This is a genomic window from Mesobacillus maritimus, assembly GCF_044803185.1.
Lineage (GTDB): Bacteria > Bacillota > Bacilli > Bacillales > Cytobacillaceae > Mesobacillus_B > Mesobacillus_B maritimus_B.
Genome location: NZ_CP085225.1, coordinates 4,435,292 through 4,459,680, shown reverse-complemented (window position 1 = coordinate 4,459,680; position 24,389 = coordinate 4,435,292). Strand labels below are relative to the sequence as shown.

Here is a 24,389-nt window from a genome sequence, read left to right as displayed (position 1 = left end):
GGGTGAAAGTCTTGGCAACTAAGCATGAACAAATTTTACAATATATTGATGAACTCCCCATCGGGGAAAAAATATCGGTCCGTCAGATCGCCAAGGCAATGAGTGTAAGTGAGGGAACTGCATACAGGGCAATTAAGGATGCCGAGAATAAAGGCTATGTTAGTACTATAGAACGTGTTGGCACAATCAGGATTGAAAAGAAAAAGAAAGAGAATATTGAAAAGCTTACCTTTGCAGAAGTGGTCAATATTGTTGATGGCCAAGTGCTAGGAGGTAGGGGAGGTCTACATAAGACCTTAAATAAATTTGTAATCGGTGCGATGAAGCTTGAAGCCATGATGAGATATACGGGCGCTGGTAACCTTTTAATTGTCGGGAACCGGGACAAAGCACATGAACAAGCACTTAGAGCTGGTGCAGCTGTGTTAATAACCGGTGGCTTTGATACGGAAGATAGTGTTAAGAAGCTAGCCGATGAATTACAACTCCCTATCATATCTAGTAGTTATGATACGTTTACAGTAGCAACGATGATCAACAGAGCTATTTATGATCAGCTTATTAAAAAAGAAATTGTTTTAGTAGAAGATATTCTTACCCCAATTACGGAGACAGCCTACCTTAAGACCGACAATACGGTGGCCGATTGGTATAGGTATAAAGACGAGACAAGACATAGTCGCTTTCCAGTTGTTGATCGTAATATGAAGGTTCAGGGTATGATTACGTCTAAAGATATCATGGGAGATAATCTTGATGCTCCGATTGAAAAGGTTATGACGAAACAACCAATGACTGTTAGTGGCAAGACAAGCGTTGCTTCTTCAGCTCATATGATGGTGTGGGAAGGGATTGAGGTGCTTCCTGTTGTTGACGATTCACATCGTCTCATTGGAATAATCAGTAGGCAGGACGTATTGAAGGCACTTCAAATGATTCAACGGCAACCACAAGTAGGGGATACGTTAGATGATGCTGTGACAAGTCAAATGATTGTAACTCGAGGAAAAACGAAAGATGAAGATAGCTTTCGTTGCACTGTAACCCCGCAAATGACTAATCATATTGGAACGATTTCTTATGGGGTATTTACAACCCTTGTGTCAGAAGCAGCAAACCGTATTTTAAGAGGCTATAAAAAAGGCGACCTCGTTGTTGAAAACATGACCATTTATTTTTTAAAGCCAGTTCAAATCGACAGCATCCTTGAGATTTATCCAAGAGTCCTTGAAGTTGGAAGAAAGTTCGGAAAAGTAGATGTAGAAGTTTACAACGACGGAGTCCTCGTCGGAAAAGCAATGATGGTATGTCAGCTTATAGATAGACAATAAGAAAAGCGGAAGTGCCCGTTTAGCGACGTATGGACTGGAGCACGCCGACATTAATAAAAGAAGCCAGACCATTAGGTCGGCTTCTTTCATAATACGAGTTCCTTATTAATGGCTATTAGCTTCGTCTGCTTCTTGAATGGCAAAAGGAAGATAATGTTTGTACGCCTTATATCCCGAAAAGGCATTTAAAGCTCCAAGTAGAATAAATAAGCCAGAAATGATATATGTTATAGTTGTTTGAAATAAAAATAACTGATTCAATCCAAACAAGGCAACAAAAAGTCCTAAAGCAATACTCGACTTGGTAGATAACCATTTTTTCTCAATAGGTCGTGAACTTCGAACGTATTTCATTTTATAGAATACATACATGGCAAATGAGATAACAATCAACATGACAAGTAAAGGCATATATATATTTCCTCCATTATACAATCTACTTTTTATTTTAACGTTATTTGTCTCAAATTACTATATTATCAGTTTTTCTTTTTATTTTCATAATTCTATGATTAGATTGAATTTAATATAATGTTTTTTTGAAGGAGAAATAGTATGAAAGAACAAATTTTGAGCGAGATTGAAAAATACAACACAATTATTGTACATAGGCATGTTCGTCCAGATCCAGATGCTTACGGATCACAAGGCGGTCTTGTTGAAGTACTCAAGGAATCATTCCCTGAGAAGAAGGTTTACGCCGTGGGAAAAGAAGAACCATCTCTCCATTATATGAAGAGGCTCGATACGATTTCAGACGAAGTCTATCAAGGTGCCCTTGTGATTGTTTGTGACACAGCTAACCAAGAAAGGATATGCGATACACGATACAACCTTGGTGAAAAACTTATTAAAATTGACCATCATCCAAATGAAGATCCTTATGGGGATATTGTCTGGGTAGATACAACTGCAAGTTCGACAAGTGAAATGATTTATGAGTTTTACTTAGAGTTTAAAAATCGCGGTCTGAAACTATCAGATGAAGCGGCACGATTAATTTTTGCTGGGATTGTTGGAGATACAGGAAGGTTCATCTATCCAAGTACTACTGAGAAGACATTTTCTTATGCAGGTGAATTAATTCATTATAACTTCTCACGAACTGAGCTGTTCGATCAAATGTATGAGCTTGATACCAATGTGGTGAAACTGAAGGGCTATGTCCTACAAAACTTTGAGGTACTTCCAAACGGAGCAGCTTCTGTTACTTTGAATAGAGAACTTTTACAAGATTATCGTGTTAAGCCATCAGATGCGTCTCTTCTTGTTAGCGAACTAGGGTCCGTTAAAGGGATTAAGGCGTGGGTATTCTTTATTGAGGAAGAGGACCAAATAAGAGTAAGATTACGCTCTAAGGGTCCTATCATAAACGTACTGGCTCGTAAATATCGCGGTGGCGGTCATCCACTTGCTTCAGGGGCTTCCATTTATTCCTGGAATGAAGCAAACGATGTAGTAAATGATTTAGTAGAGTTGTGTAAATAAAAAAAGAAGGCCCTGTATTCGCAGGGCCTTCTAATTATCTAATTGTAGCTCAAGTTGAATGTTGACGGTGGTATAGACAAACGTATAAGTGGTTTTTAGCCGATAACGTTTGCCATTGAGCCGAATCACTTTATTCTTAATAATCTTTGAGATTAAATCTCTACTTTTATAAACGAACTCCAAATCTTTAGCTAGGAAATAATTTAAATCTTCCTTAATATCTTCTTCTGCCTGGTAGACAGCGAGGGAATCAAGGTCATATTTTTCGCCGTTTGTAATCTTAACCTTTATATCTTGAATAGTCAGTTGTTTAAGATTTTTCTCGTTAAGAGCTTTATAATCTTCCTGCCAAATCTTAACATTGTTTTTTTCTGTCTCAAGATCACTTTTTAATTTATTAATCTCAGCTGATTTATCCTCTAAGATGACTCCATGCATATAAAGAAAGATACACCAGCTTAAGCAGGCACCGATGGCCATACCTGAAAAGAAACGTTGCCAGGATGGCTTTCGATAATAAGGTGGAATTCGCATGTTATATATGCTCCAATGTTAACCATTTAATAATTGTTGCTCCAGTCTGAGCTCCTCCCATTGCAGACAGAATAAGTAAAAACTGCTTAAATATGTCCTTAGTTTCTCCGTCCATTAAGCCACGTTCAAAGCTATATACGGTGTCAAAGGTACCCCCGATTGCCGCTATAATTGCCCAAATCCTAATTAATTCTGAAATCCGAGAAACTTGCGTGAGCAAAGGCTGTCCTGTTAGGAAAGAGGCAAGTCCCCCTATAAGTGATCCACCAAGTAGAACACCGAGTGCAATGAAATAACTCTCAAATAAGTGAGAAATAAATGGTTGATTCATATAATAGTCCCCTTTGGGAAGTAATCTCTTCATTAAATCGTATGGACAAACTTGCCCAAATATGATTAAACTCTGTAGTAAAAAAGGAGAACATATTTTCTTTTTTTTACTCAACCCCTATAATAAAAGAAGACAAACCTTTAAAGGAGGTGATTCCTTTGTCCTATCTACATTTACAAGTACACAGTGCTTATAGTCTTTTAACAAGTACCATAAAGATAGATGAACTTGTTAAAGCTGCAAAAGAAAAGGGTTTTCCCGCAATCGCTCTAACGGACAGAAACGTTATGTATGGAACCATTGCTTTTTATAAAGAATGTTTACGGAATTCGATTAAACCAATTATTGGATTGACCGTTGATATTTTAGGAATAGATGAAGAGAAGGTTGGACCACTTGTCCTGCTTGCCTCAAATAATGAAGGATTTCAAAATCTCATAAAAATTACGAGTGCAATACAAACAAAATCACCTGAGGGGATACCAGTTAAATGGCTGCGCCATTATGCAAAAGGAGTGTACGCTTTTACACCTGGGATTGAAGGGGAGATTGAACAAAGTTTGTTCAATGGCGACCGAGAACGTGCGCTCATCTTGGCTGATCTTTTCGCCGGAATCTTTGGGCGAAACCGTTTTTTTCTTTCCCTGCAAAATCAAGGAGTGGCTGGACAGGATGATTTGGTCCAGCAAATGGCAGGTCTTTCAGAGGAGACGGGGCTCCAACTAATTGCCGCTAATAGTGTTTATTATCTTCAATCTGAAGATTCATTTGCTCAAGAGTGTTTACTAGCAATGAAAAATGGTCAGAAACTTGAGGAAGATAACCGGAGTGTACTAGGGAGCAATCAATATTATTTAAAGAGCTCTGAAGAAATGATTGAGTTATTTTCGGAATACCCAAGTGCTTTAGAAAACACTTTGAAAATAAGTGAAGATTGCAACGTAATGATTGATTTAAAAACGAAGCATTTGCCAAAATACCCGGTTTCAGAGGACCAAACAGCTGACAAATTACTGGAACAGCTATGTCTTACTGGTCTAAAGAATAGATATCAAAATCCATCAAATGAACATATTCGTCGATTAAAGTATGAACTTTCGGTGATAAAAAACATGAAATTCAGCGATTACTTCCTAATTGTTTGGGATTTCATGAAGTTTGCTAGAGATAAGGGAATCTTAACCGGGCCAGGCCGGGGCTCAGCGGCAGGGTCGATAGTGGCTTATGTCTTGTATATTACAGATGTGGATCCAATTGGTCATCAGTTATTATTTGAACGCTTCCTTAATCCGGAAAGAATTTCAATGCCGGATATCGATATTGATTTTCCAGATCATCGTCGTGATGAAATGATTGAATATGTAGCAAATAAATATGGAGAGCTACATGTTGCCCAAATCATTACCTTTGGAACACTTGCAGCAAAGGCAGCTGCTAGGGATGTAGGCAGGGTATTTGGGTTAAATACAAAGGAATTAGACAGGCTTTCAAGGTTAATTCCTTCCCGCTTGGGAGTAACACTTGATGAGGCTTATAAAGAATCGGAACACTTACGAAAGTTTGTGGATGAATCAGACTTGAATCAGAGGTTATTCCAAACCGCAATCAAGCTTGAAGGTCTTCCGCGGCATACGTCAACACATGCGGCAGGTGTCGTTATAAGTGAAAGACCGCTGACTAGTCTAATCCCAATCCAAACCGGACATGGAAACATTCTTCTAACCCAGTATTCAATGGAGCATCTTGAGGAAGCCGGCTTATTAAAAATGGATTTTCTTGGATTGCGCAATTTAACGTTAATTGAGTCCATCCTTACGTCCATCCATCGAAAAACTGGCAGGAGAGTGGACATTCGGAGGATTCCCCTCGAGGATAAGCAAACTTTTGAACTGTTAAGCAACGGCGATACTACCGGTGTCTTTCAGTTGGAATCTGAAGGGATGAGAAAGGTTTTATTAAGGTTAAAACCCTCCAGGTTTGAAGATATTGTTGCGGTGAATGCACTCTATCGTCCAGGTCCTATGGAAAATATCCCTCTGTTTATCAATAGAAAGCACGGGATAGAGCCAATTGAATTTCCCCATCCGGATTTGAAAGGGATTTTAGAGAATACGTATGGAGTCATTGTTTACCAAGAACAAATCATGCAAATTGCTTCTACAATGGCTGGTTTTTCCCTCGGTGAAGCGGATTTGCTACGCCGAGCAGTAAGCAAAAAGAAGAAGGAAGTTTTAGATAAGGAGAGAACTCATTTTGTGGAGGGAGCATTAAAAAAAGGCTATGAGCGCGATACAGCCAATCAAATCTATGATTTAATTGTCCGATTTGCCAACTATGGATTCAATCGAAGTCACGCTGTTGCCTATAGCTTTATTGCTTATCAGCTCGCTTATCTTAAAGCACATTATCCACTCTTCTTCCATGCAGCCCTCATGACTTCGTCAATTGGGAATGAAACAAAAATATCGCAGTATGCGAGAGAACTAACCTATAGGGGAATTACGCTTCTTCCGCCTTCGATTAATAAGAGTCAGTTTAGTTTTCAAGCCGAAGGAAAGTGTATACGCTATAGCCTTGCAGCGGTTAAAGGGGTAGGAGCGGTAGCTTTGAAGGAAATCTTTCAGGCAAGGAAGCAGAAATCATTTGCAGACCTTTTTGATTTCTGTATGAGGGTTCCTCAAAAAGCGATAAATAGAAAAACGATGGAGTCACTTGTTCATTCGGGAGCGTTTGATGAGTTTGGACAAGATCGAGCTATCCTGCTTGCGACACTAGATGTTGCAGCTGAACATGCACAACTAATGGCTCCTGAAGATTCAGGACAGGTTGGCTTGTTTTTCGATAGCGAATTCGAACTAAAACCCAAGTACGTTATGGTTGACCCTTTAAGAGTAGAAGACAAGCTTTCCTTCGAAAAGGAAGTTCTCGGAATCTACCTTTCTACACACCCGATATCCGTAAAAGGAAAAGAGTTAACCGAAGCCGGAGCACGCTATATGGCTGACTATCGGACAGGAGAAAAAGCTAGGATAGGCGTCTATATTACCGAAACGAAAATGATTCGGACAAAGAAAGGGGAAGCAATGGCGTTTTTAACACTAAGTGATCCAAGTGGAGAAATAGAGGCTGTTGCATTTCCTTTAGTCTATAAGCGGTCTGGTCCTCTTTTAAAGCAAGGTGAGGTAGTTTTATTAGATGGAAAAATGGAAGAACGGGACGGAAAAGGCCAATTCATCATTCAAACTGTCCTTGACATAGAAATGGAAGCCAAGGAAAAAAGGCAAAAGTCGGCGACGTTATTTTTAAAGATTGATGCAAATGACCAAAAAGCAGACAGGTTAAATGAGCTAAAAGGAATCCTCAAAAAATATAACGGGACCATTCCAGTCATCCTTCACTACGCAGAGTTAGAGAAGACAGTATTATTGAGTAAAGAATATAAGGTTAATGGGACAGAAAGCTGCTTAGAAGATCTAAGGATTTTTCTAGGAGAAAAAAAAGTCGTCCTAAAGAAATAGACCTTTACAAGTCTCTGGAATGTGTTATATTGGTAAAAAGAAAATGTGGTCTGACCACCTATAGAATATGACCTGCACAATGAGGACCTCTTTTAAATAGAAAAGGGAGTGGACTTAGTTGAACCTAAGAGAAGAAGCACTGCATATGCACAGAGAGAACAAAGGGAAATTGGAATCAAAATCAAAGGTTCCTGTTAAAACGGCGAGAGACTTAAGCCTTGCTTATTCTCCTGGAGTAGCAGAGCCATGCAAGGAAATCTATGATAAGCCTGAAACCGTATACGACTATACGATGAAAGGGAATATGGTTGCAATTGTTTCAGATGGAACGGCAGTGCTAGGATTAGGGAATATTGGACCGGAAGCTTCACTACCTGTTATGGAAGGAAAAGCTGTATTATTTAAAAGCTTTGCTGGTGTAGATGCGTTCCCAATCTGTCTCAACACTACGGATATTGATAAAATTGTAGAGACTGTTAAATTGCTGGAACCTACTTTTGGTGGAGTAAATCTTGAGGATATTGCTGCTCCAAACTGTTTTGAAATAGAAGAACGCTTGAAGAAGGAAACAAATATACCTGTTTTTCATGATGACCAACATGGGACAGCCATTGTTACTGTTGCCGGTCTTGTAAATGCATTAAAAATTGTTGGAAAGAAAATGACCGAAATTAAGGTAGTTGCTAATGGCGCAGGGGCAGCTGGGATTGCGATTATTAAGTTGCTTTATTCCTATGGTGTCCGTGACATTATTATGTGTGACACCAAGGGCGCTATCTATGAGGGACGTCCTCAAGGAATGAATAACATCAAAGCCGAAGTAGCTAAATATACAAACAGAAACAATGTACAGGGTAGCCTGGCCGATGCAATAGTGGGAGCAGATGTATTTATTGGTGTTTCAGCAGCTGGAGCATTAACAGCTGAAATGATCAAGACCATGAACTCTGAGCCAATTGTATTTGCTATGGCGAACCCGAACCCTGAGATTATGCCTGATGAGGCTAAGGCTGCAGGGGTTAAAGTAATTGGAACAGGTCGATCTGACTTCCCTAACCAAGTGAATAATGTTTTAGCTTTCCCTGGTATTTTCCGTGGGGCTTTAGACGCTCGAGCCACACATATTAATGAAAAGATGAAGGTTGCTGCAGTCGAGGCAATAGCAGGATTGATTAGCGAGGAAGAATTGTCAAGTGAATATGTCATTCCTGGACCTTTCGACCCGAGAGTAGCACCGGAAGTTGCTTCTGCCGTAGCAAAGGCTGCGATGGAAACAGGTGTGGCAAGAATAAAGATTGATCCTGAGGAAGTTAAGCAACGGACAAGAAGGCTCTCGATTATTGAAAAAAGTGAGTGATAGATGGCGATGGGCCAAAATGAGCAGTCAACAAAAGTATATATAGAAATTGTCAAACAGTTGCGTAACATCATCGAGAAAGATGGATTAAAAGCTGGTGACAAGATTCCTTCAGAACGGGAATTATCGGAGCGTCTCAATGCGGGACGCTCCTCTGTTCGGGAGGCCTTACGTGCCTTGGAATTACTAGGATTGATTGAAACAAGGCGTGGCGAGGGCACTTATATCAGGGATTTCCGTGGTAATCAACTTGTTCAGTTACTAAGCACCTTTATTTTGCAAGATCAAAAAGCGATTCAGGATGTAGTTGAAACCAAGCACATGATTGAACTCGACTGCATGCAACTAGCACTATCCAAAAGAAGTAAAAATGATTTTCAACGTTTAAAACAATGGACGATTGAACATAACGTTGAAGATATTGATTTTTTTACGAAAATCATTGAATTCGCAGACAATCATTTAATTTACAGAATTTGGCAGGTATTAATAGACTATTATCGGTCTCTAGATAGGAATGAACAGGACAAGCCGGCAAAAGAGCGATTTCTTGACCTCGCAGAAGCCTTAGAGAAGGGCGATGAAGAATTGGTGCTCGTTTCATACAGGAAATTACGTAAATTGTCGGATGAATCATGACAATATTCAACAGAATTCACCTCCCGGGTGTTTTATAGTAAAGGACAGACTTATAAAAACGGAATTTCGGGTATGATTATGTATTCTTTAGTGGTCTGGCCACCTTTTTGGGGAATGGGTCATTCTTTTAAAAAGGCTGTAGAAAAAAGGACATTCTTGTTTTTTCATACTGTTGATTGGAGCGAAAGGCAGGAAGACTCATGCGGGACTACCCGCGAGCGGAAATGCCTGGAGCGGAAATCAACAGCCCACTTTAACAAAGCCTTTAAAAATTAAGGGAGGTTTCACCTTGCTAAAAGAGTTATTTACAAAAACAAAGAAAAAGAAATATGCCACCATCCCTTCAGAAACAGCAAAACAGGACGTCCCTGAAGGGATCATGACAAAGTGTCCAAACTGCAAGAAGATTATGTACACGAAGGAACTAGTGAAAAACCTAAAGGTATGTTTTCATTGCGGGTACCATCACCAAATGAATTCTAAGGAACGAATTCAAAGCTTTGTTGACTCGGGAAGTTTTCAGGAATTAAATAAAGGGATGGTTTCAGAGAATCCCCTTAACTTTCCTGATTATCAAGAGAAACTTGAAAAGGACCGTCAGAAAACCCATTTAAATGAAGCAGTTGTAACAGGAGTTGCTCAAATAAATGGCATGGGAGTCGTTGTCGCAATTATGGATGCCTCTTTCCGCATGGGGAGTATGGGGTCTGTTGTCGGAGAAAAAATCACTTTGGCAATTGAAAAAGCAGACGAGCTAAAAGTGCCATTCATCATCTTTACTGCTTCAGGCGGTGCTAGAATGCAAGAAGGTGTATTAAGCCTAATGCAAATGGCAAAGACGAGTGTAGCCTTAAAAAGGTTTAGTGATAACGGAGGGTTAATTATTTCGATTATGACCCACCCAACTACTGGTGGTGTTTCCGCGAGCTTTGCGTCCCTTGGTGATTATAATTTTGCCGAACCAGGGGCATTGATTGGGTTTGCTGGAAGACGGATTATTGAACAAACGATAAGAGAAGAACTACCCGAAGATTTCCAAACAGCGGAATTTCTTTTAAAGCACGGTCAACTTGATGCAGTTATTACAAGACAAGAATTAAAAGATAGCATCATATCCATTTTGGAAATTCATCAGCCGGGGAGGAGTATCAGTTGGCAGGAGATTTAGAGTTTGAAAAACCAGTTATAGAATTAAAGAAAAAGATTAATGAGCTAAGGGAATATACAAAGAGCACTGATATGGATTTGTCATCAGAAATTGAAAAACTTGAGGCTCGACTAGAGAAATTAGAAAGGGAAATATATGAAAATATAAAACCTTGGGATCGTGTATCAATCGCGCGTCATCCTGAGCGTCCAACAACACTCGATTATATTTCACGCCTTTTTACTGACTTTTTTGAGTGTCATGGAGATCGTTTATTTGGAGACGATGAAGCGATTGTCGGTGGGATTGCGAAGTTTCATGATTTACCCATCACAGTGATTGGCCACCAAAGGGGTAAAGATACGAAGGAAAATATTCGCCGTAACTTTGGGATGCCTCATCCAGAGGGATACCGAAAGGCTTTACGGCTTATGAAGCAGGCCGAAAAATTTAGACGCCCAATTGTTTGCTTTATCGATACTAAAGGAGCATATCCAGGAAAAGCAGCAGAGGAAAGAGGACAAAGTGAGGCCATTGCACGTAATCTGTTTGAGATGGCCGGATTGAAAGTACCAGTGATTTGTATTGTGATTGGCGAAGGTGGAAGTGGTGGGGCACTTGCCCTTGGAGTTGGAAACCATATTCATATGCTTGAGAACTCTACCTATTCTGTAATCTCCCCTGAAGGTGCGGCTTCTATTCTTTGGCGCGATGCTTCGCTTGCAAAAAAAGCAGCTGAGACGATGAAAATAACAGCCCCAGATTTGAAGCAGCTTGGGATCATTGATGAAATTATTTCTGAAACACGTGGTGGTGCACACCGCGATGTAAATCAACAAGCGGAGGAAATCAATAAGGTTCTGAAAGCTTCATTAAAGCAACTCTCCGGTCTATCGGAAGAGGAGTTAGTTGACCACCGATATAAAAAGTATAAATTGATTGGACATTATTCGTCATTAAATGAGTATATCGGGGTAAATTAAGAACGTGCAATCGCACGTTCTTTTTCTTCCTATATCCATATAGAAAGAGTTATTGGTATATAAAGCGTTTCCATTAGTTTTATAATTCTGTCTTTATGAGTATTTTAAGTCAAATGTTGTGATAGGCTATTCTTCATGGTATTTTAAAAATATTGGTGTGTGAATCGATACCAAAAATAAAGTTGGATTGGTAATTATTCACAGTTGAAAATACATAAAAGTAAAGAGGTGATAGACTATGAAACGAATTGGTGTCCTAACAAGTGGCGGAGATGCCCCTGGAATGAATGCAGCAGTACGTGCAGTAGTCAGAAAGGCTATTTACCATGATATCGAAATCTATGGTGTTATTGGTGGGTATGCAGGTTTGATGAGTGGAAATATTAAACAGCTAGAGCTAGGTTCGGTAGGAGATATTATTCATCGTGGCGGAACCTTCCTTCAATCTGCCCGTAGTGAAGAGTTTAAGACCAAAGAAGGACAGCAAAAAGGAATTGAACAATTAAAGAAACATGGAATTGATGGCCTGGTCGTAATCGGTGGAGATGGCTCGTACCGAGGTGCAAAAGCTTTAACAGAACAGGGTTTCCCTTGTGTTGGGGTTCCAGGAACAATTGACAATGATATTCCAGGAACTGAATTTACGATTGGGTTCGATACTGCCTTGAATACTGTTATCGATGCAATTGATAAGATTAGGGATACCGCTTCTTCCCATGAACGAACATTTATCATTGAAGTAATGGGAAGAAATGCTGGAGATATTGCTTTATGGTCAGGGCTTGCAGGTGGTGCTGAAACGATACTGATTCCGGAAGCGGAGCAAGATATCAAAGAGATTGCTCAGCGTCTGAAAAGTGGTCAGGAGCGCGGAAAAAAACACAGTATTATTATCGTAGCTGAAGGTGTAATGAGTGGCTATGAGGCGGGTAAACAAATTAAGCAGGAAACAGACATGGATACAAGGGTGACCGTATTAGGTCATGTCCAACGGGGAGGGTCACCTACTGTTACAGACCGCGTACTAGCCAGTAGACTTGGCGCGAGGGCAGTAGAGCTTTTATTGGAAGATAAAGGCGGTCGAGCTGTTGGAATCGAGAAGAATCAGTTAGTTGATTATGATATCATTGAGGCACTAGCAATGCCCCACAATGTTGATATGGATTTGTATAAGCTTTCTAAAGAATTATCAATATAATAGCAACAGTTAAATCAGGAGGTCACACTATTTATGCGTAAAACTAAGATTGTATGTACCATTGGACCGGCTAGTGAAAGCGTTGAGAACTTAACTCAGTTAATGGAAGCAGGCATGAATGTCGCTAGACTTAACTTTTCTCATGGAGATCATGAGGAACATGGCCAAAGGATTATAAATATTCGCGAAGCAGCACAAAAAACAGGCAAGAACGTTGCCATCCTGCTTGATACAAAGGGCCCTGAAATTCGGACAAACAATATGACTGACGGCGCACTTGAACTTGAAGCAGGGAAAGAAATTATTGTTTCAATGACTGAGGTTTTAGGTACTACAGAGAAGTTCTCAATTACTTACGAACAACTGATTGATGATGTAAATCCTGGGGATAAGATTTTACTTGATGACGGTTTAATTGGGCTTGAAGTCCTTGAACTAGATAAGGCAAATGGCGAAATCAAAACCAAGATTTTAAATAGTGGAACTCTAAAGAACAAAAAAGGTGTTAATGTACCTGGCGTATCTGTTCAGCTACCAGGAATCACTGAAAAAGACGCTCAGGATATACTGTTCGGAATTGAACAAGGCGTTGATTTTATCGCAGCTTCATTTGTCCGTAGAGGTTCGGATGTACTAGAAATTCGCGAATTACTAAAAGAAAACAATGCTACATATATAAACATTATTCCTAAGATTGAAAACCAAGAAGGTGTCGACAATATCGATGAAATTCTTGAAGTTTCAGACGGACTAATGGTTGCTCGTGGAGACTTAGGGGTAGAAATTCCTGCGGAAGAAGTTCCACTAGTACAAAAGGACTTAATCAAGAAGTGTAATACACTTGGCAAGCCGGTTATCACAGCTACACAAATGCTTGATTCCATGCAGCGGAACCCAAGACCTACACGTGCAGAAGCAAGTGATGTAGCTAATGCGATATTTGATGGTACCGATGCAATCATGCTTTCAGGGGAGACAGCTGCTGGACAATATCCAATTGAAGCAGTACAAACGATGCATAATATTGCTTCTCGCGCGGAAACAGCTTTAAATCACAAAAATCTTCTATCACTTCGTAGTAAAACAACGGAGCATAGTATTACGGATGCAATTGGACAATCTGTTGCTTATACGGCTTTAAACCTAGATGTGAAGGCAATCATTACTCCGACTGAGAGTGGACATACAGCGAGAATGATTTCAAAATACCGTACAAAAGCACCAATTATTGCCGTAACTTCAAATGATTATGTTCAGCGTCGTCTGGCTTTAGTTTGGGGTGTCTATCCACAGCTTGGTAAAGCAGCCAATACCACAGATGAGATGCTTGCCAATGCGGTTGAGGATAGCACGAACAGTGGTTTTGTAAAACATAGTGACTTGGTTGTCATCACTGCGGGCGTACCAGTGGGTGAGTCAGGTACAACAAATATCATGAAAATCCATGTTGTTGGAGATATCATTGTAAAGGCACAAGGAATTGGTCGGAAGACTGCTTTCGGAAAAGTTGTTCTTGCTAATAATGCAGAAGAGGCTTTAAGTAAGGTCCAAGAAGGTAGTATTCTTGTGACGGTCGGTTCAGATCGTGAAATGGTTCCAGCAATCGAAAAATGCGCAGCCTTAATTACTCAAGAGGGTGGCCTAACTAGCCATGCAGCTGTTGTAGGCTTGAATGTGGGAATTCCAGTAATTGTTGGTGTTGAAAATGCAATGGAAATTTTTAAAGACGGTCAGGAAATTACTGTAGATGCACAAAGAGGCGTTGTCTATAACGGACATGCTAATGTTCTATAATAACATGTAAAAAAGGAACGGGGCCAGACACCCCGTTCCTTTTTGCAATAACCTCGGGTTGGTATAAATTGTGTTTAGGGCATATTTTAAGCATATAATAGAAAAAGACAAGCATTGAGGGGTGAAATCTATGAGGTATCTTTTTTTAGCTATTGTTCTTGTTCCTGCGATAGAAATAGCCTTATTATTGCTAGCCGGACAAACGATAGGAATATTTCCTACCTTTGCATTAATTCTCTTGACTGGTATAGTTGGTGCCTATTTGACGAAACAACAGGGTTTGGCCACCATTCGAGATGTTCAAGACCGGTTCCAAAGGGGCACCATGCCTGGAGACGCACTATTGGATGGGGTATGTATATTGGTAGGCGGCACACTATTGCTTACACCTGGCTTTGTGACAGATTTAATTGGATTTTTATTGTTAGTCCCAGCTTCTAGGAAATACTTTAAAATTTGGTTAATGAAATTTTTCAAAAATAGAATGGACAGAGGAACGATTACGATTATTCGTTGAATCAACTTACATTTCTATATCTGTCAAACATCGCGGCTTTCATTTCCTTTAATGAAAGCCCAAAGGTCGTGAAACACATTGGCACGGTGGAGTGTATTGATGATTACAAGCACTACTGGACCAACAATTAAACCAATAAAGCCTATTAATTTATAGCCGACGAATAAAGCGATTAAGGTAGCTAACGGATCAATCCCGATGTTTGAAGAAAGGATTTTTGGCTCCATAAGCTGCCGCTGGACTAAAACAACTAAATATAACACCCCGAGACCGATGGCAAGGTGCATCTCGCCAGACACTGCTTCAAAAATAATCCAGGGTACAAATATGGCCCCCGTTCCTAAATAAGGAACAATGTCCACAAGGCCAGTCACAAGGGCTATTGTAATGGCGTAATCGACCTTTAAGATTAATAATCCGATTAAGATTGTAACAGTTGTTAGGGAGACAAGTGTGGCTTGTGCAGTAATAAAGCCAAACAATGCTTTCTTTAAATCAACAAAAACTGTTTTTCCACTAGTCTTAGCTTTACCTGGCAACAAACGATTACCGATTTTAGAAAGTCTGTACCAATCTTTACTAATAAAAAAGGTCCCGAGAAGAGAAAAAATGATGACTGTTGCTGCGCTTGGAAACCAACCTAATATAGTGGGGATGTTTTCAAAAAAACCTTGGATGAAGTTGCCTAAAGTCGTACCGACCTGGGTTCCGACATTTTGAATATTCTCGAGTATCGTATCCTGCTGCCCAGTTTCTAGGTTCATAAAAAGACCTGAAAGCTGATTGTATAGTGGAATCACTTGGGCAGCGAAGAATACCTCTATATAGGTAATTAGGGTTTGAACATGAGTAGGTACTACTTTAGAAAGGTATTCAGCTCCGGCGACAATTTCCACTACCAACAAAGTAATCAGTCCAGCAAACACGGAGAAGATTAATAGTAAAGACACAAAAACAGCAAAGCCTCTCGGCAACCTTGCTTTTTTCTCGAAAAAATTAACAATTGGGTTGATTGAAAAAGCAATTAAAAATCCGATTATAAATGGATAGGTGATTTTGGATACATAATAGAAAGAGACTAGGAAGACAATAATAAGTACTGCTACTAACAAAAATCTTAAGGTTCTATTTACATAGATTGGATTCAAGGATATCCCCTCTCACAATTTATTTTCATATTTCAAGGATTCGCCAAATAATTTGGAAATCCTCCCCTATTTGGCTAGGGAGTAATGTGGAGGAGGAGTAAAAAAAAAGAAAATTTTGATGAAACTGAATAAACTATGTTACAATAGTAAATACCTCGGAAGGGGCGAATTAATTGGTATATGAACCATTTCTCTTTTTGGGCTTACTGCTCGTCATTGCTTTGGTTGCAAAAAATCAATCCTTGATTATTGCAGTTGGTGTCCTTTTTGTCCTAAAACTTTTAGGGTTTGATTCGAAAATTTTTTCATATATTCAAGGAAAAGGCATCAATTGGGGAGTAACCATTATTACAATCGCGGTATTAGCTCCAATTGCAAGTGGTGATATTGGCTTTAAAGATTTAACGGGTGCTTTCAAAACCCCATACGCTTGGATTGCACTTATTTCAGGGATCCTTGTGGCACTTCTTGCCAAAGGAGGGGTTATTTTACTTGCTTCAGATCCGCATATTACGACAGCGCTAGTACTTGGAACCATATTGGCTGTTTCGATTTTCAAAGGAGTCGCTGTTGGTCCTTTAATTGGTGCAGGGATTGCTTACGCAGCAATGAGGTTTTTTGAGTTTTTTAAATAGTCTTTTGTTAAGGTTCTTTTCTCAAACTTTGGTACCTTTTTGTTAACTGTGATAGTTTAAGCTTTATTTTTACCGCAAAAATAACTTTCTAATCATGAGAAAAGTGCTTGCAAACATACTATAACGCACCAAATAACTTAACTTGCGTTAAAATCAGCTTTAGGATTTTAACAACATACTTTCGAAAACAGCTTTGTGAAATAACAAATTTTTAACGATTTAAGTACTTTTCGTTCACAAAAGTCAGAGAATTGTTTATAATAGGACTTGTAATTATACTTGCTCTTCCTTTCATTGTCGTAAAACCCAGTTAAATGGGTTTTTCATTAAAGGATAATGTAAGCATTTTCTTTTTTGGTCTATTTCTGAGCAAGCGCTCGGTCTATAGTGATACTGGAGAATGGAAAGGTTGACTGTGCATTTGTCAGGTGTTAGGGAATTCTTTTATTCTGATAGCTATTATTCTATGACTCCAGTAGGTAAATTAAAGACAAATACGATGTGGGGAAAATTACCAAGAGAAGGAGAGATTCAGTATGACAGTAACACGTGGTCTTGAAGGGGTAGTGGCAACAACATCTTCCATCAGCTCAATTATTGATGACACACTTACTTATGTAGGGTACAACATTGATGATCTTGCAGATAATGCAAGCTTTGAGGAAGTTATTTATTTATTGTGGCATGGCAGACTGCCGTTAGCTCCTGAACTTGATGAGTTAAAAAATCAATTAGCAGAAAATATGGCATTGCCGAAAGAAGTGTTAGAACACTTCAAGTTGTATCCAATCGATAAGATTCATCCGATGGGTGGACTTCGAACAGCGGTTTCGCTTTTGGGCTTACACGATGAAGAATCAGATGTGATGGACGAAGAAGCAAATTACCGAAAAGCAATCCGTCTTCAAGCGAAAATGCCAGCAATTGTTACTGCTTTTGCACGGATTCGTAAAGGCTTAGAGCCGATTGCTCCTCGAACTGATTTAAGCTTTGCGGCAAACTTTTTATATATGCTGACTGGGAAAGAACCAGAACCTATTGCAATCGAAGCCTTTAATAAGGCACTCGTCTTACATGCTGACCATGAGTTAAACGCATCGACTTTTACAGCTCGCGTATGTGTGGCCACTTTGTCTGATGTATATTCAGGAGTAACTGCAGCAATAGGCGCATTAAAAGGACCACTTCATGGTGGTGCCAATGAGGCCGTTATGAAAATGTTGACAGAAATCGGGACGTTAGAAAACGTTGAACCTGCCATTCGTCAAAAACTAGAAAATAAAGAGAAAATCATGGGATTCGGACATCGTGTATACCGCCAAGGTGATCCACGTGCGAAGCACTTACGTGAAATGTCTGCTAAGTTAACAGAGTTAACAGGAGAACCACACTGGTATCAAATGTCTACTCAAATTGAAAAAATTGTCACTGGCGAGAAAAAACTGCCACCAAACGTGGACTTCTATTCTGCTTCTGTCTATCACAGCCTTGGAATTGACCATGATTTATTCACGCCGATTTTTGCGGTCAGCCGTGTTTCCGGATGGTTAGCACATATCCTTGAACAGTACTCAAACAACCGCTTAATTCGTCCGCGTGCTGAGTACACTGGACCTGGTATGCAGAAATATGTTTCAATTGAACTTAGAGGTTAGTATTTACTTATTGCCAGAAAATTGTTCTAATTAAAAGTGTGAAAAAGAGATGTGGCTGTTACGACAATATAAAAAAACAGTTTGTAATAGTTCCATTTCTTTAAATTAGAATAGAAGGCTATTTAGCCTTCTATTCTAGCGAATAATTTGGAGGGAGATTTATAACATGACACAACAAGGTGAAAAAATCGCAGTTAAAGACGGAGTATTAAACGTACCAAATAATCCAATTGTTCCATTTATTGAAGGTGACGGCACAGGTCCTGACATTTGGGCATCTGCTAGCAGAGTTTTAGATGCTGCTGTTGAGAAAGCATACAAAGGAGAGCGCAAGCTTGTTTGGAAAGAAGTTCTAGCAGGTGAAAAAGCGTTCAATCAAACTGGAGAGTGGCTACCAAAGGAAACTCTAGAAGCTATTGATGAGTATCTAATTGCTATTAAAGGGCCATTAACAACTCCTATCGGTGGAGGAATTCGTTCTCTTAACGTGGCATTACGTCAAGAATTAGATCTATTCGTATGCTTACGTCCAGTTCGTTGGTTTGAAGGAGTACCTTCTCCAGTAAAACGTCCTCAAGATACAGATATGGTTATTTTCCGTGAAAACACAGAAGATATCTACGCTGGAATTGAATACCAAAAAGGTTCAGACGAAGTAAAGAAATTAATTTCCTTCCTTCAAGATGAACTAGGAGTAAATAAAATTCGTTTCCCTGAGACTTCTGGCCTTGGAATTAAGCCAGTATCTGAAGAAGGAACAAGCCGTTTAGTACGTGCTGCTATTGAATATGCAATTAAAGAAGGACGTAAATCCTTAACATTGGTACATAAAGGCAATATCATGAAGTTCACTGAAGGAGCATTCAAGAACTGGGGCTATGAGCTTGCTGAAAGAGAATACGGTGATAAGGTATTCACTTGGGCAGAGTATGATCGTATTAAAGATGAGCACGGAACTGATGCTGCGAACAAAGCTCAATCTGATGCTGAAGCTGCTGGAAAGATCATCGTTAAAGATGCAATCGCTGATATCTTCCTACAACAAATCCTTACTCGTCCAAAAGAATTTGATGTTGTTGCAACAATGAACCTTAACGGAGATTATATTTCCGATGCACTTGCTGCACAGGTTGGTGGAATTGGAATTGCTCCTGGAGCAAACATCAACTATGAAACAGGTCATGCAATCTTCGAAGCAACACATGGTACTGCTCCTAAATATGCAGGATTAGATAAGGTTAACCCTTCTTCAGTAATTCTATCAGGTGTATTAATGCTTGAACATTTAGGATGGACTGAAGCAGCAAACATGATTTTGAAATCAATGGAAAACACAATCGCTTCTAAAGTTGTAACATACGACTTCGCTCGTTTAATGGATGGAGCTACTGAGGTTAAGTGCTCTGAGTTCGGCGATGAGCTAATCAAGAATATGGAATAATTAGGTTAATTAAAGAGGGGATTCTGGAAGGAGCCCCTCTTTAAAAATAAACAAAGAAGTTGGAAGATTCAAAATAATGTTTCCGGGAGGTTTCTTTATGTCTTTAAAACGTAAAAAGATATCTGTAATAGGTGCGGGATTTACGGGAGCTACTACTGCATTCATTCTTGCTCAAAAAGAGCTGGGTGATGTTGTACTGGTCGACATTCCACAAGCAGAAAATCCTACAAAGGGTAAAGCCTTAGATATGTTGGAGGCTGGTCCTGTGCAAGGATTTGATGCAAACATTATCGGAACTTCTAATTATGAGGATACAAAGGAATCTGACGTTGTTGTCATTACAGCTGGGATAGCACGTAAGCCAGGAATGAGCCGTGATGATTTGGTTCAAACAAACCAAAAAGTTATGAAAGCGGTAACAAAAGAAATAGTCAAATATTCTCCAAACTGTCATATTCTTGTATTAACAAATCCAGTTGATGCAATGACCTACACAGTATTTAAAGAATCTGGCTTTCCTAAAAATCGTATCATCGGCCAGTCAGGTGTTCTTGATACTGCGCGTTTCCGCACCTTTGTCGCCCAGGAACTTAACCTTTCAGTCAAAGACATCACTGGTTTCGTATTAGGTGGCCATGGTGACGACATGGTGCCTCTTGTACGGTACTCCTATGCGGGTGGGATTCCGCTTGAGACATTAATACCTAAGGAGCGCCTAGAAGCAATTGTTGAACGGACTCGGAAGGGTGGCGGGGAAATCGTTAACCTTCTCGGAAACGGCAGTGCCTATTATGCACCAGCAGCTTCCCTTGTTGAAATGGTTGAAGCAATTGTAAAAGATCAACGCCGCGTACTTCCTTCTATCGCCTATCTTGAAGGGGAATATGGGTATGATGGTATTTACCTAGGTGTACCAACCATTCTCGGTGCAAATGGAATTGAACAAGTCATTGAGCTGGAACTTACGGCGGATGAAAAAGAAGCACTTGATAAATCAGCCGAAGCAGTTCGCAATGTAATGAAAGTATTAGCTTAGTATTTTTCTAAACAATGCTGTGATAAGGCCATTGTTTGTTTCGCACTGTTGATTGGAGCGGAAGGCACGAAGACTCCTCGAAAATGAACTACACATTTTCTCGTGCGTGGGCAAATTCAAGGATGTAATTCAGTGTCCTGCGGAGTACGGGGCAGGGGAGACCTAGGTTGAATTGGTCCGAGTGAGGGACCAATTAACCCCATAGGCGCTTAAGCGCCGAGGAGATAGAAAAGCGGAAGCGCCTTGTTCAGCCCCGACAAGCGCTGGAGGGCAGGCAGATGAAGTCGTTCTTTGACTTCAACTGACGGACCGAAGCGACTCGAGGGGCTAGGCGCTGGAGCTGCCCAGGCTCCCCGGCACGCCCGCGAACCGCTCGTGCCTGGAGCGGAAATCAACAACCACGTATAACACAGTATGGTCAAAAGAAAAAATCGGGGAATGTTCCCCGGTTTTTTTGCAAATAATAGTAGATATATTGATTTTTTTAGGGGGATGACCTGCTATGTTGCTAGGAAAAAAGCGAAAGCTTGGGAGAACGATTGAAGATATCTCCGTCGGAGAAAAACTTAGCCTCACAGAAAAGATTGAGGATAAGGATCTTTTGTTATTTTTAGGCTTAACGAATGATTCGAACCCTTTATACATTCAGCATGACTATGCATCTCAGACCCCGCACAAGAAACCGGTTGTACCTGCTATTATGTTAAATGGGATTATCACTTCAGCGATATCAAAATATTTACCAGGGCCAGGTAGTTATATTTTAAAACAAGAAATGGAGTATGTAGCTCCAGTTTACCATTACGGTACCATACAGTTTTTATTTGAGGTTACCCAAATTAACCGTGATGGCCACTCTGTGGAAATAACGGTCAATGCCACAAATGAAGAAGAGGTTGAAGTATTAAAAGGAAAATTAACCGTATGCCCACCATATCCGCCTCAACCAGATGAAGGGCATGCGCTGGAGAATTTTTGAAGATGCTATAAATGCATCTTTTTTTTATTGGCTAATTTCTATTTGTGAAGTATTTCTCTTTATGAAGATGTTTTATAAGGTTTATAATTAAACTTGATTCTAAAACTTATTTATTGGAGGGCATTATGACAAGGGTACTTGTAGTCGATGATGAACAATCAATCTTAACATTGCTTCAATATAATCTTGAGCAATCAGGATATGAAGTGTTAACCGCAATGGATGGAGAAGCAGGAGAACTTTTGGCATTGGAGAAAGAGCCTGAGTTAATTATTCTTGACCTAATGTTGCCTAAACTTGATGGCATTGAAGTCTGTAAACGTCTTCGCCAGCAAAGAGTGATGACCCCAATTTTAATGCTGACCGCAAAGGATGACGAATTTGATAAAATTCTTGGTCTTGAACTGGGCGCGGACGATTACATGACAAAACCTTTCAGTCCACGAGAAGTGGTCGCACGAGTGAAAGCAATACTGAGGCGTTCGAAGTTGATGCCAGAAACTCAGAAGGATCAAGAGGAAGAAAATAATCAAATCCGTATTGGGGAATTGAAAATCCTAGTAGAAAACTATGAAGCCTATTTTAAGGAGAACCTTCTTGAGTTAACGCCTAAAGAATTTGAATTGCTGGTTTACTTAGCGAAGAACAAGGGACGAGTACTAACAAGAGATCAGCTATTAAGTGCAGTTTGGAAGTATGATTTTGCGGGTGATTCACGGATTGTCGATGTACATATTAGTCATTTAAGAGATAAAATCGAACAAAATACTAAAAAGCCGATATATATTAAAACGATTCGTGGCCTAGGGTACAAGCTGGAGGAACCAAAGAAGGCATGACGAAATACCGATCCCGGCTTCTGGTTGCACTAATCACCCTCATCATAGTTGTTCTACTAGGCTTGGGCATTGTTTTAGGTCAGCTTTATAAAAACCAGTACTTAAATACTGTGAATGAGCGGCTAAAAAATGAGATTAATATTATTTCATACTTTATAGAGGAAAATGGCGGGATTCCTTCCTTAGAAGCAAATAAGATTGAAGAGATTGGAGTATTGTTGAAAACTCGAGTTACAATTGTTGACTCTAAGGGTAGGATTCTGTTTGATACTGAATCAGATAAAACAGAGAAGTCGAGGCACGTTGATATAATTAAAGAGGTGCTCGCTAGTAAGGGACAAAATGAGAGGGAAGGGAACTATTCTTATGGTACTCAAATACAGTACTTTTGGAAAACTATCGAACGAAACGGGCAAATAGAAGGGCATACTTTTCTTTCCACGAAGGTTAATGAAATGAACGAAGCCTATAGCCAGTTGTGGTGGGTTTTAAGTGTAATTCTAGGTCTAGCATTATTAGTAATCATTCTGCTTGGTTCAAAAATCACTTCAAGGTACACAAAGCCAATTGAATCGGCAACAAATGTTGCGATTGAGTTGGCTAAGGGGAATTATCGCGCAAGAACCTATGAGGATCATATTGATGAAACAGGCATGCTTAGTGCCTCTATTAATATCCTTGCTCGCAACTTACAAGAATTAATGAAGTCACAAGAAATGCAACAGGATCGGCTTAGCACATTGATTGAAAATATGGGAAGCGGTCTTATCCTCATTGATAAACGGGGGTATATCAATTTAATTAATAAAACCTACAAAGAAACCTTTCAAGTGGACACGGGAGAGTATCTTTACAGGCTTTATCATGAGGTAATTGAACATAAAGAAATTAGTTCACTAGTAGAAGAAATCTTTATGACCGAAAAAAAGATAAAAAGACAAGTGGTTCTTCCACTTAGTATAGAAAGACGCTATTTCGAGGTATACGGTGTACCAATCATTAGTTCCAATAATGTTTGGAAGGGTGTTTTACTCGTTTTCCATGAAATAACTGGGCTAAAGAAATTGGAGCAGGTACGTAAGGACTTTGTTGCCAATGTTTCACATGAGTTGAAAACACCAATTACCTCAATTAAGGGGTTCTCTGAAACCTTGCTTGATGGAGCAATGGAGGATAAGCAGGCACTCGAGGCGTTTTTAACCATCATTTTAAAAGAAAGTGATCGACTGCAGTCGCTTGTTGAAGACTTACTAGAACTTTCAAGAATTGAACAACATGGCTTTAAATTAATGGTAGAAAATCTTGATTTAAATAAACAAATCTCAGAAGCAGTTACGATGGTAAAAGCGAGTGCTTCAGAGAAAAATATTACCCTTGATTTGAAAGCCAATTGCTCCAGTACCATAATCTCAGGAGATGTATATAGGCTGAAGCAGGTATTCATTAATTTATTGACTAATGCGGTGGCCTACACACCAAATGGTGGTTCCGTTTCGGTTGAAATCATTAATCAAGCCGAGGAAGCAATTGTTCTTGTGAAAGATACTGGAATTGGCATGGACAAGAATGAGATACCTAGAATCTTCGAACGATTTTATCGCGTAGATAAAGCGAGGAGCAGGAATTCAGGTGGAACCGGTCTTGGACTAGCAATTGTTAAACATATCATGGAAGCTCATAAAGGCACGATTGAAGTACAAAGCAAAGTAGGAGAAGGAACAGTATTTACCCTCAAATTAAAAAAAGAAATGGATAATATTTGAAGAGAAAACTGAAACCTAATGGGCAGTAGGAACGTAATAACAATTATAGATAAAGA

Annotated in this window: 21 protein-coding genes; 17 read left to right on the top strand and 4 right to left on the bottom strand. The window is 39.6% G+C overall.

The features are described 5' to 3' along the window. Positions 1-11: 11 nt before the first annotated feature. Positions 12-1,331: a DRTGG domain-containing protein gene (locus tag LG336_RS21600; protein WP_404329527.1), complete on the top strand. Its 1,320-nt coding sequence runs from the start codon at positions 12-14 to the stop codon at positions 1,329-1,331. A 105-nt stretch (positions 1,332-1,436) separates the two neighbouring features. Here the strand turns inward: LG336_RS21600 and LG336_RS21595 are convergent, their stop codons facing one another. Further along, positions 1,437-1,742, bottom strand: coding sequence for a YtpI family protein (locus tag LG336_RS21595; protein ID WP_404329526.1), 306 nt, complete (start codon positions 1,740-1,742; stop codon positions 1,437-1,439). Between the two features lie 144 nt (positions 1,743-1,886). Between LG336_RS21595 and LG336_RS21590 the strand changes: the two genes are divergently transcribed. Beyond that, the gene (locus LG336_RS21590) at positions 1,887-2,819 is read left to right on the top strand and encodes a bifunctional oligoribonuclease/PAP phosphatase NrnA (RefSeq protein WP_404329525.1); all 933 of its coding nucleotides are present in this window, start codon (positions 1,887-1,889) and stop codon (positions 2,817-2,819) included. A 30-nt stretch (positions 2,820-2,849) separates the two neighbouring features. On the opposite strand, the gene ytrI is transcribed toward LG336_RS21590, so the two are convergent. Together ytrI and LG336_RS21580 are read right to left on the bottom strand one after the other, a co-directional pair. Beyond that, positions 2,850-3,353 (bottom strand): sporulation membrane protein YtrI, encoded by a 504-nt coding sequence (gene ytrI, locus LG336_RS21585; RefSeq protein WP_404329524.1) that lies wholly within the window; start codon positions 3,351-3,353, stop codon positions 2,850-2,852. Between the two features lies 1 nt (position 3,354). Beyond that, the gene (locus tag LG336_RS21580) at positions 3,355-3,684 is read right to left on the bottom strand and encodes a YtrH family sporulation protein (protein ID WP_221875234.1); all 330 of its coding nucleotides are present in this window, start codon (positions 3,682-3,684) and stop codon (positions 3,355-3,357) included. Positions 3,685-3,842: 158 nt separating this feature from the next. Between LG336_RS21580 and dnaE the strand changes: the two genes are divergently transcribed. From dnaE to LG336_RS21540, 8 genes are all read left to right on the top strand, one after another. Beyond that, a complete protein-coding gene (gene dnaE / locus LG336_RS21575; RefSeq protein ID WP_404329523.1) occupies positions 3,843-7,202 on the top strand; it encodes a DNA polymerase III subunit alpha in 3,360 nt (1,119 codons plus the stop codon). 118 nt (positions 7,203-7,320) lie between these two features. After that, complete coding sequence (locus LG336_RS21570; RefSeq protein WP_404329522.1) at positions 7,321-8,559, top strand: NADP-dependent malic enzyme; 1,239 nt, start codon at positions 7,321-7,323, stop codon at positions 8,557-8,559. A 9-nt stretch (positions 8,560-8,568) separates the two neighbouring features. Then, a complete protein-coding gene (locus LG336_RS21565) occupies positions 8,569-9,198 on the top strand; it encodes a FadR/GntR family transcriptional regulator (protein ID WP_404333253.1) in 630 nt (209 codons plus the stop codon). A gap of 289 nt (positions 9,199-9,487) precedes the next feature. Beyond that, positions 9,488-10,366: an acetyl-CoA carboxylase, carboxyltransferase subunit beta gene (accD, locus tag LG336_RS21560; RefSeq protein WP_404329521.1), complete on the top strand. Its 879-nt coding sequence runs from the start codon at positions 9,488-9,490 to the stop codon at positions 10,364-10,366. Further along, positions 10,351-11,328, top strand: a complete 978-nt coding sequence (gene accA / locus LG336_RS21555; protein WP_404329520.1) for an acetyl-CoA carboxylase carboxyl transferase subunit alpha — start codon at positions 10,351-10,353, stop codon at positions 11,326-11,328. The genes accD and accA overlap by 16 nt, the downstream gene beginning before the upstream one ends. Before the next feature lie 238 nt (positions 11,329-11,566). Next, positions 11,567-12,526, top strand: a complete 960-nt coding sequence (gene pfkA, locus LG336_RS21550; RefSeq protein ID WP_404329519.1) for a 6-phosphofructokinase — start codon at positions 11,567-11,569, stop codon at positions 12,524-12,526. A gap of 33 nt (positions 12,527-12,559) precedes the next feature. Then, complete coding sequence (pyk, locus tag LG336_RS21545; RefSeq protein WP_404329518.1) at positions 12,560-14,320, top strand: pyruvate kinase; 1,761 nt, start codon at positions 12,560-12,562, stop codon at positions 14,318-14,320. A 130-nt stretch (positions 14,321-14,450) separates the two neighbouring features. Next, positions 14,451-14,837 (top strand): FxsA family protein, encoded by a 387-nt coding sequence (locus tag LG336_RS21540; protein ID WP_404329517.1) that lies wholly within the window; start codon positions 14,451-14,453, stop codon positions 14,835-14,837. 23 nt (positions 14,838-14,860) lie between these two features. Here the strand turns inward: LG336_RS21540 and ytvI are convergent, their stop codons facing one another. Continuing rightward, on the bottom strand, positions 14,861-15,985 hold the full coding sequence (ytvI, locus tag LG336_RS21535; RefSeq protein WP_404329516.1) for a sporulation integral membrane protein YtvI: 1,125 nt from the start codon (positions 15,983-15,985) through the stop codon (positions 14,861-14,863). Between the two features lie 173 nt (positions 15,986-16,158). Between ytvI and LG336_RS21530 the strand changes: the two genes are divergently transcribed. From LG336_RS21530 to pnpS, 7 genes are all read left to right on the top strand, one after another. After that, positions 16,159-16,620 (top strand): DUF441 domain-containing protein, encoded by a 462-nt coding sequence (locus LG336_RS21530; RefSeq protein ID WP_404329515.1) that lies wholly within the window; start codon positions 16,159-16,161, stop codon positions 16,618-16,620. A gap of 536 nt (positions 16,621-17,156) precedes the next feature. Further along, the gene (gene citZ / locus LG336_RS21525) at positions 17,157-18,275 is read left to right on the top strand and encodes a citrate synthase (protein WP_404329514.1); all 1,119 of its coding nucleotides are present in this window, start codon (positions 17,157-17,159) and stop codon (positions 18,273-18,275) included. A gap of 166 nt (positions 18,276-18,441) precedes the next feature. Further along, positions 18,442-19,716 (top strand): NADP-dependent isocitrate dehydrogenase, encoded by a 1,275-nt coding sequence (icd, locus tag LG336_RS21520; protein ID WP_404329513.1) that lies wholly within the window; start codon positions 18,442-18,444, stop codon positions 19,714-19,716. 97 nt (positions 19,717-19,813) lie between these two features. Beyond that, positions 19,814-20,752 carry a malate dehydrogenase gene (gene mdh / locus LG336_RS21515; RefSeq protein WP_404329512.1) on the top strand — a complete coding sequence of 313 codons (939 nt, stop codon included), beginning with the start codon at positions 19,814-19,816 and terminating at the stop codon, positions 20,750-20,752. A gap of 502 nt (positions 20,753-21,254) precedes the next feature. Then, entirely contained in the window at positions 21,255-21,731 is a 477-nt protein-coding gene (locus LG336_RS21510; protein ID WP_404329511.1) for a MaoC/PaaZ C-terminal domain-containing protein, read from the top strand. A 122-nt stretch (positions 21,732-21,853) separates the two neighbouring features. Continuing rightward, entirely contained in the window at positions 21,854-22,570 is a 717-nt protein-coding gene (locus tag LG336_RS21505; RefSeq protein WP_404333252.1) for a winged helix-turn-helix domain-containing protein, read from the top strand. After that, a complete protein-coding gene (pnpS, locus tag LG336_RS21500) occupies positions 22,567-24,333 on the top strand; it encodes a two-component system histidine kinase PnpS (RefSeq protein WP_404329510.1) in 1,767 nt (588 codons plus the stop codon). Before LG336_RS21505 ends, pnpS begins: the two co-directional genes overlap by 4 nt. Positions 24,334-24,389: the final 56 nt, after the last annotated feature.

Bases quoted from the DNA above. Each gene is read 5' to 3' on its own strand.
- icd (WP_404329513.1), top strand. From the start codon at position 18,442: ATGACACAACAAGGTGAAAAAATCGCAGTTAAAGACGGAGTATTAAAC.
- pfkA (WP_404329519.1), top strand. From the start codon at position 11,567: ATGAAACGAATTGGTGTCCTAACAAGTGGCGGAGATGCCCCTGGAATG.
- LG336_RS21580 (WP_221875234.1), bottom strand. From the start codon at position 3,684: ATGAATCAACCATTTATTTCTCACTTATTTGAGAGTTATTTCATTGCA.
- pnpS (WP_404329510.1), top strand. From the start codon at position 22,567: ATGACGAAATACCGATCCCGGCTTCTGGTTGCACTAATCACCCTCATC.
- mdh (WP_404329512.1), top strand. From the start codon at position 19,814: ATGTCTTTAAAACGTAAAAAGATATCTGTAATAGGTGCGGGATTTACG.
- LG336_RS21595 (WP_404329526.1), bottom strand. From the start codon at position 1,742: ATGCCTTTACTTGTCATGTTGATTGTTATCTCATTTGCCATGTATGTA.
- LG336_RS21540 (WP_404329517.1), top strand. From the start codon at position 14,451: ATGAGGTATCTTTTTTTAGCTATTGTTCTTGTTCCTGCGATAGAAATA.
- LG336_RS21510 (WP_404329511.1), top strand. From the start codon at position 21,255: ATGTTGCTAGGAAAAAAGCGAAAGCTTGGGAGAACGATTGAAGATATC.
- citZ (WP_404329514.1), top strand. From the start codon at position 17,157: ATGACAGTAACACGTGGTCTTGAAGGGGTAGTGGCAACAACATCTTCC.
- ytrI (WP_404329524.1), bottom strand. From the start codon at position 3,353: ATGCGAATTCCACCTTATTATCGAAAGCCATCCTGGCAACGTTTCTTT.
- LG336_RS21590 (WP_404329525.1), top strand. From the start codon at position 1,887: ATGAAAGAACAAATTTTGAGCGAGATTGAAAAATACAACACAATTATT.
- LG336_RS21565 (WP_404333253.1), top strand. From the start codon at position 8,569: ATGGGCCAAAATGAGCAGTCAACAAAAGTATATATAGAAATTGTCAAA.
- pyk (WP_404329518.1), top strand. From the start codon at position 12,560: ATGCGTAAAACTAAGATTGTATGTACCATTGGACCGGCTAGTGAAAGC.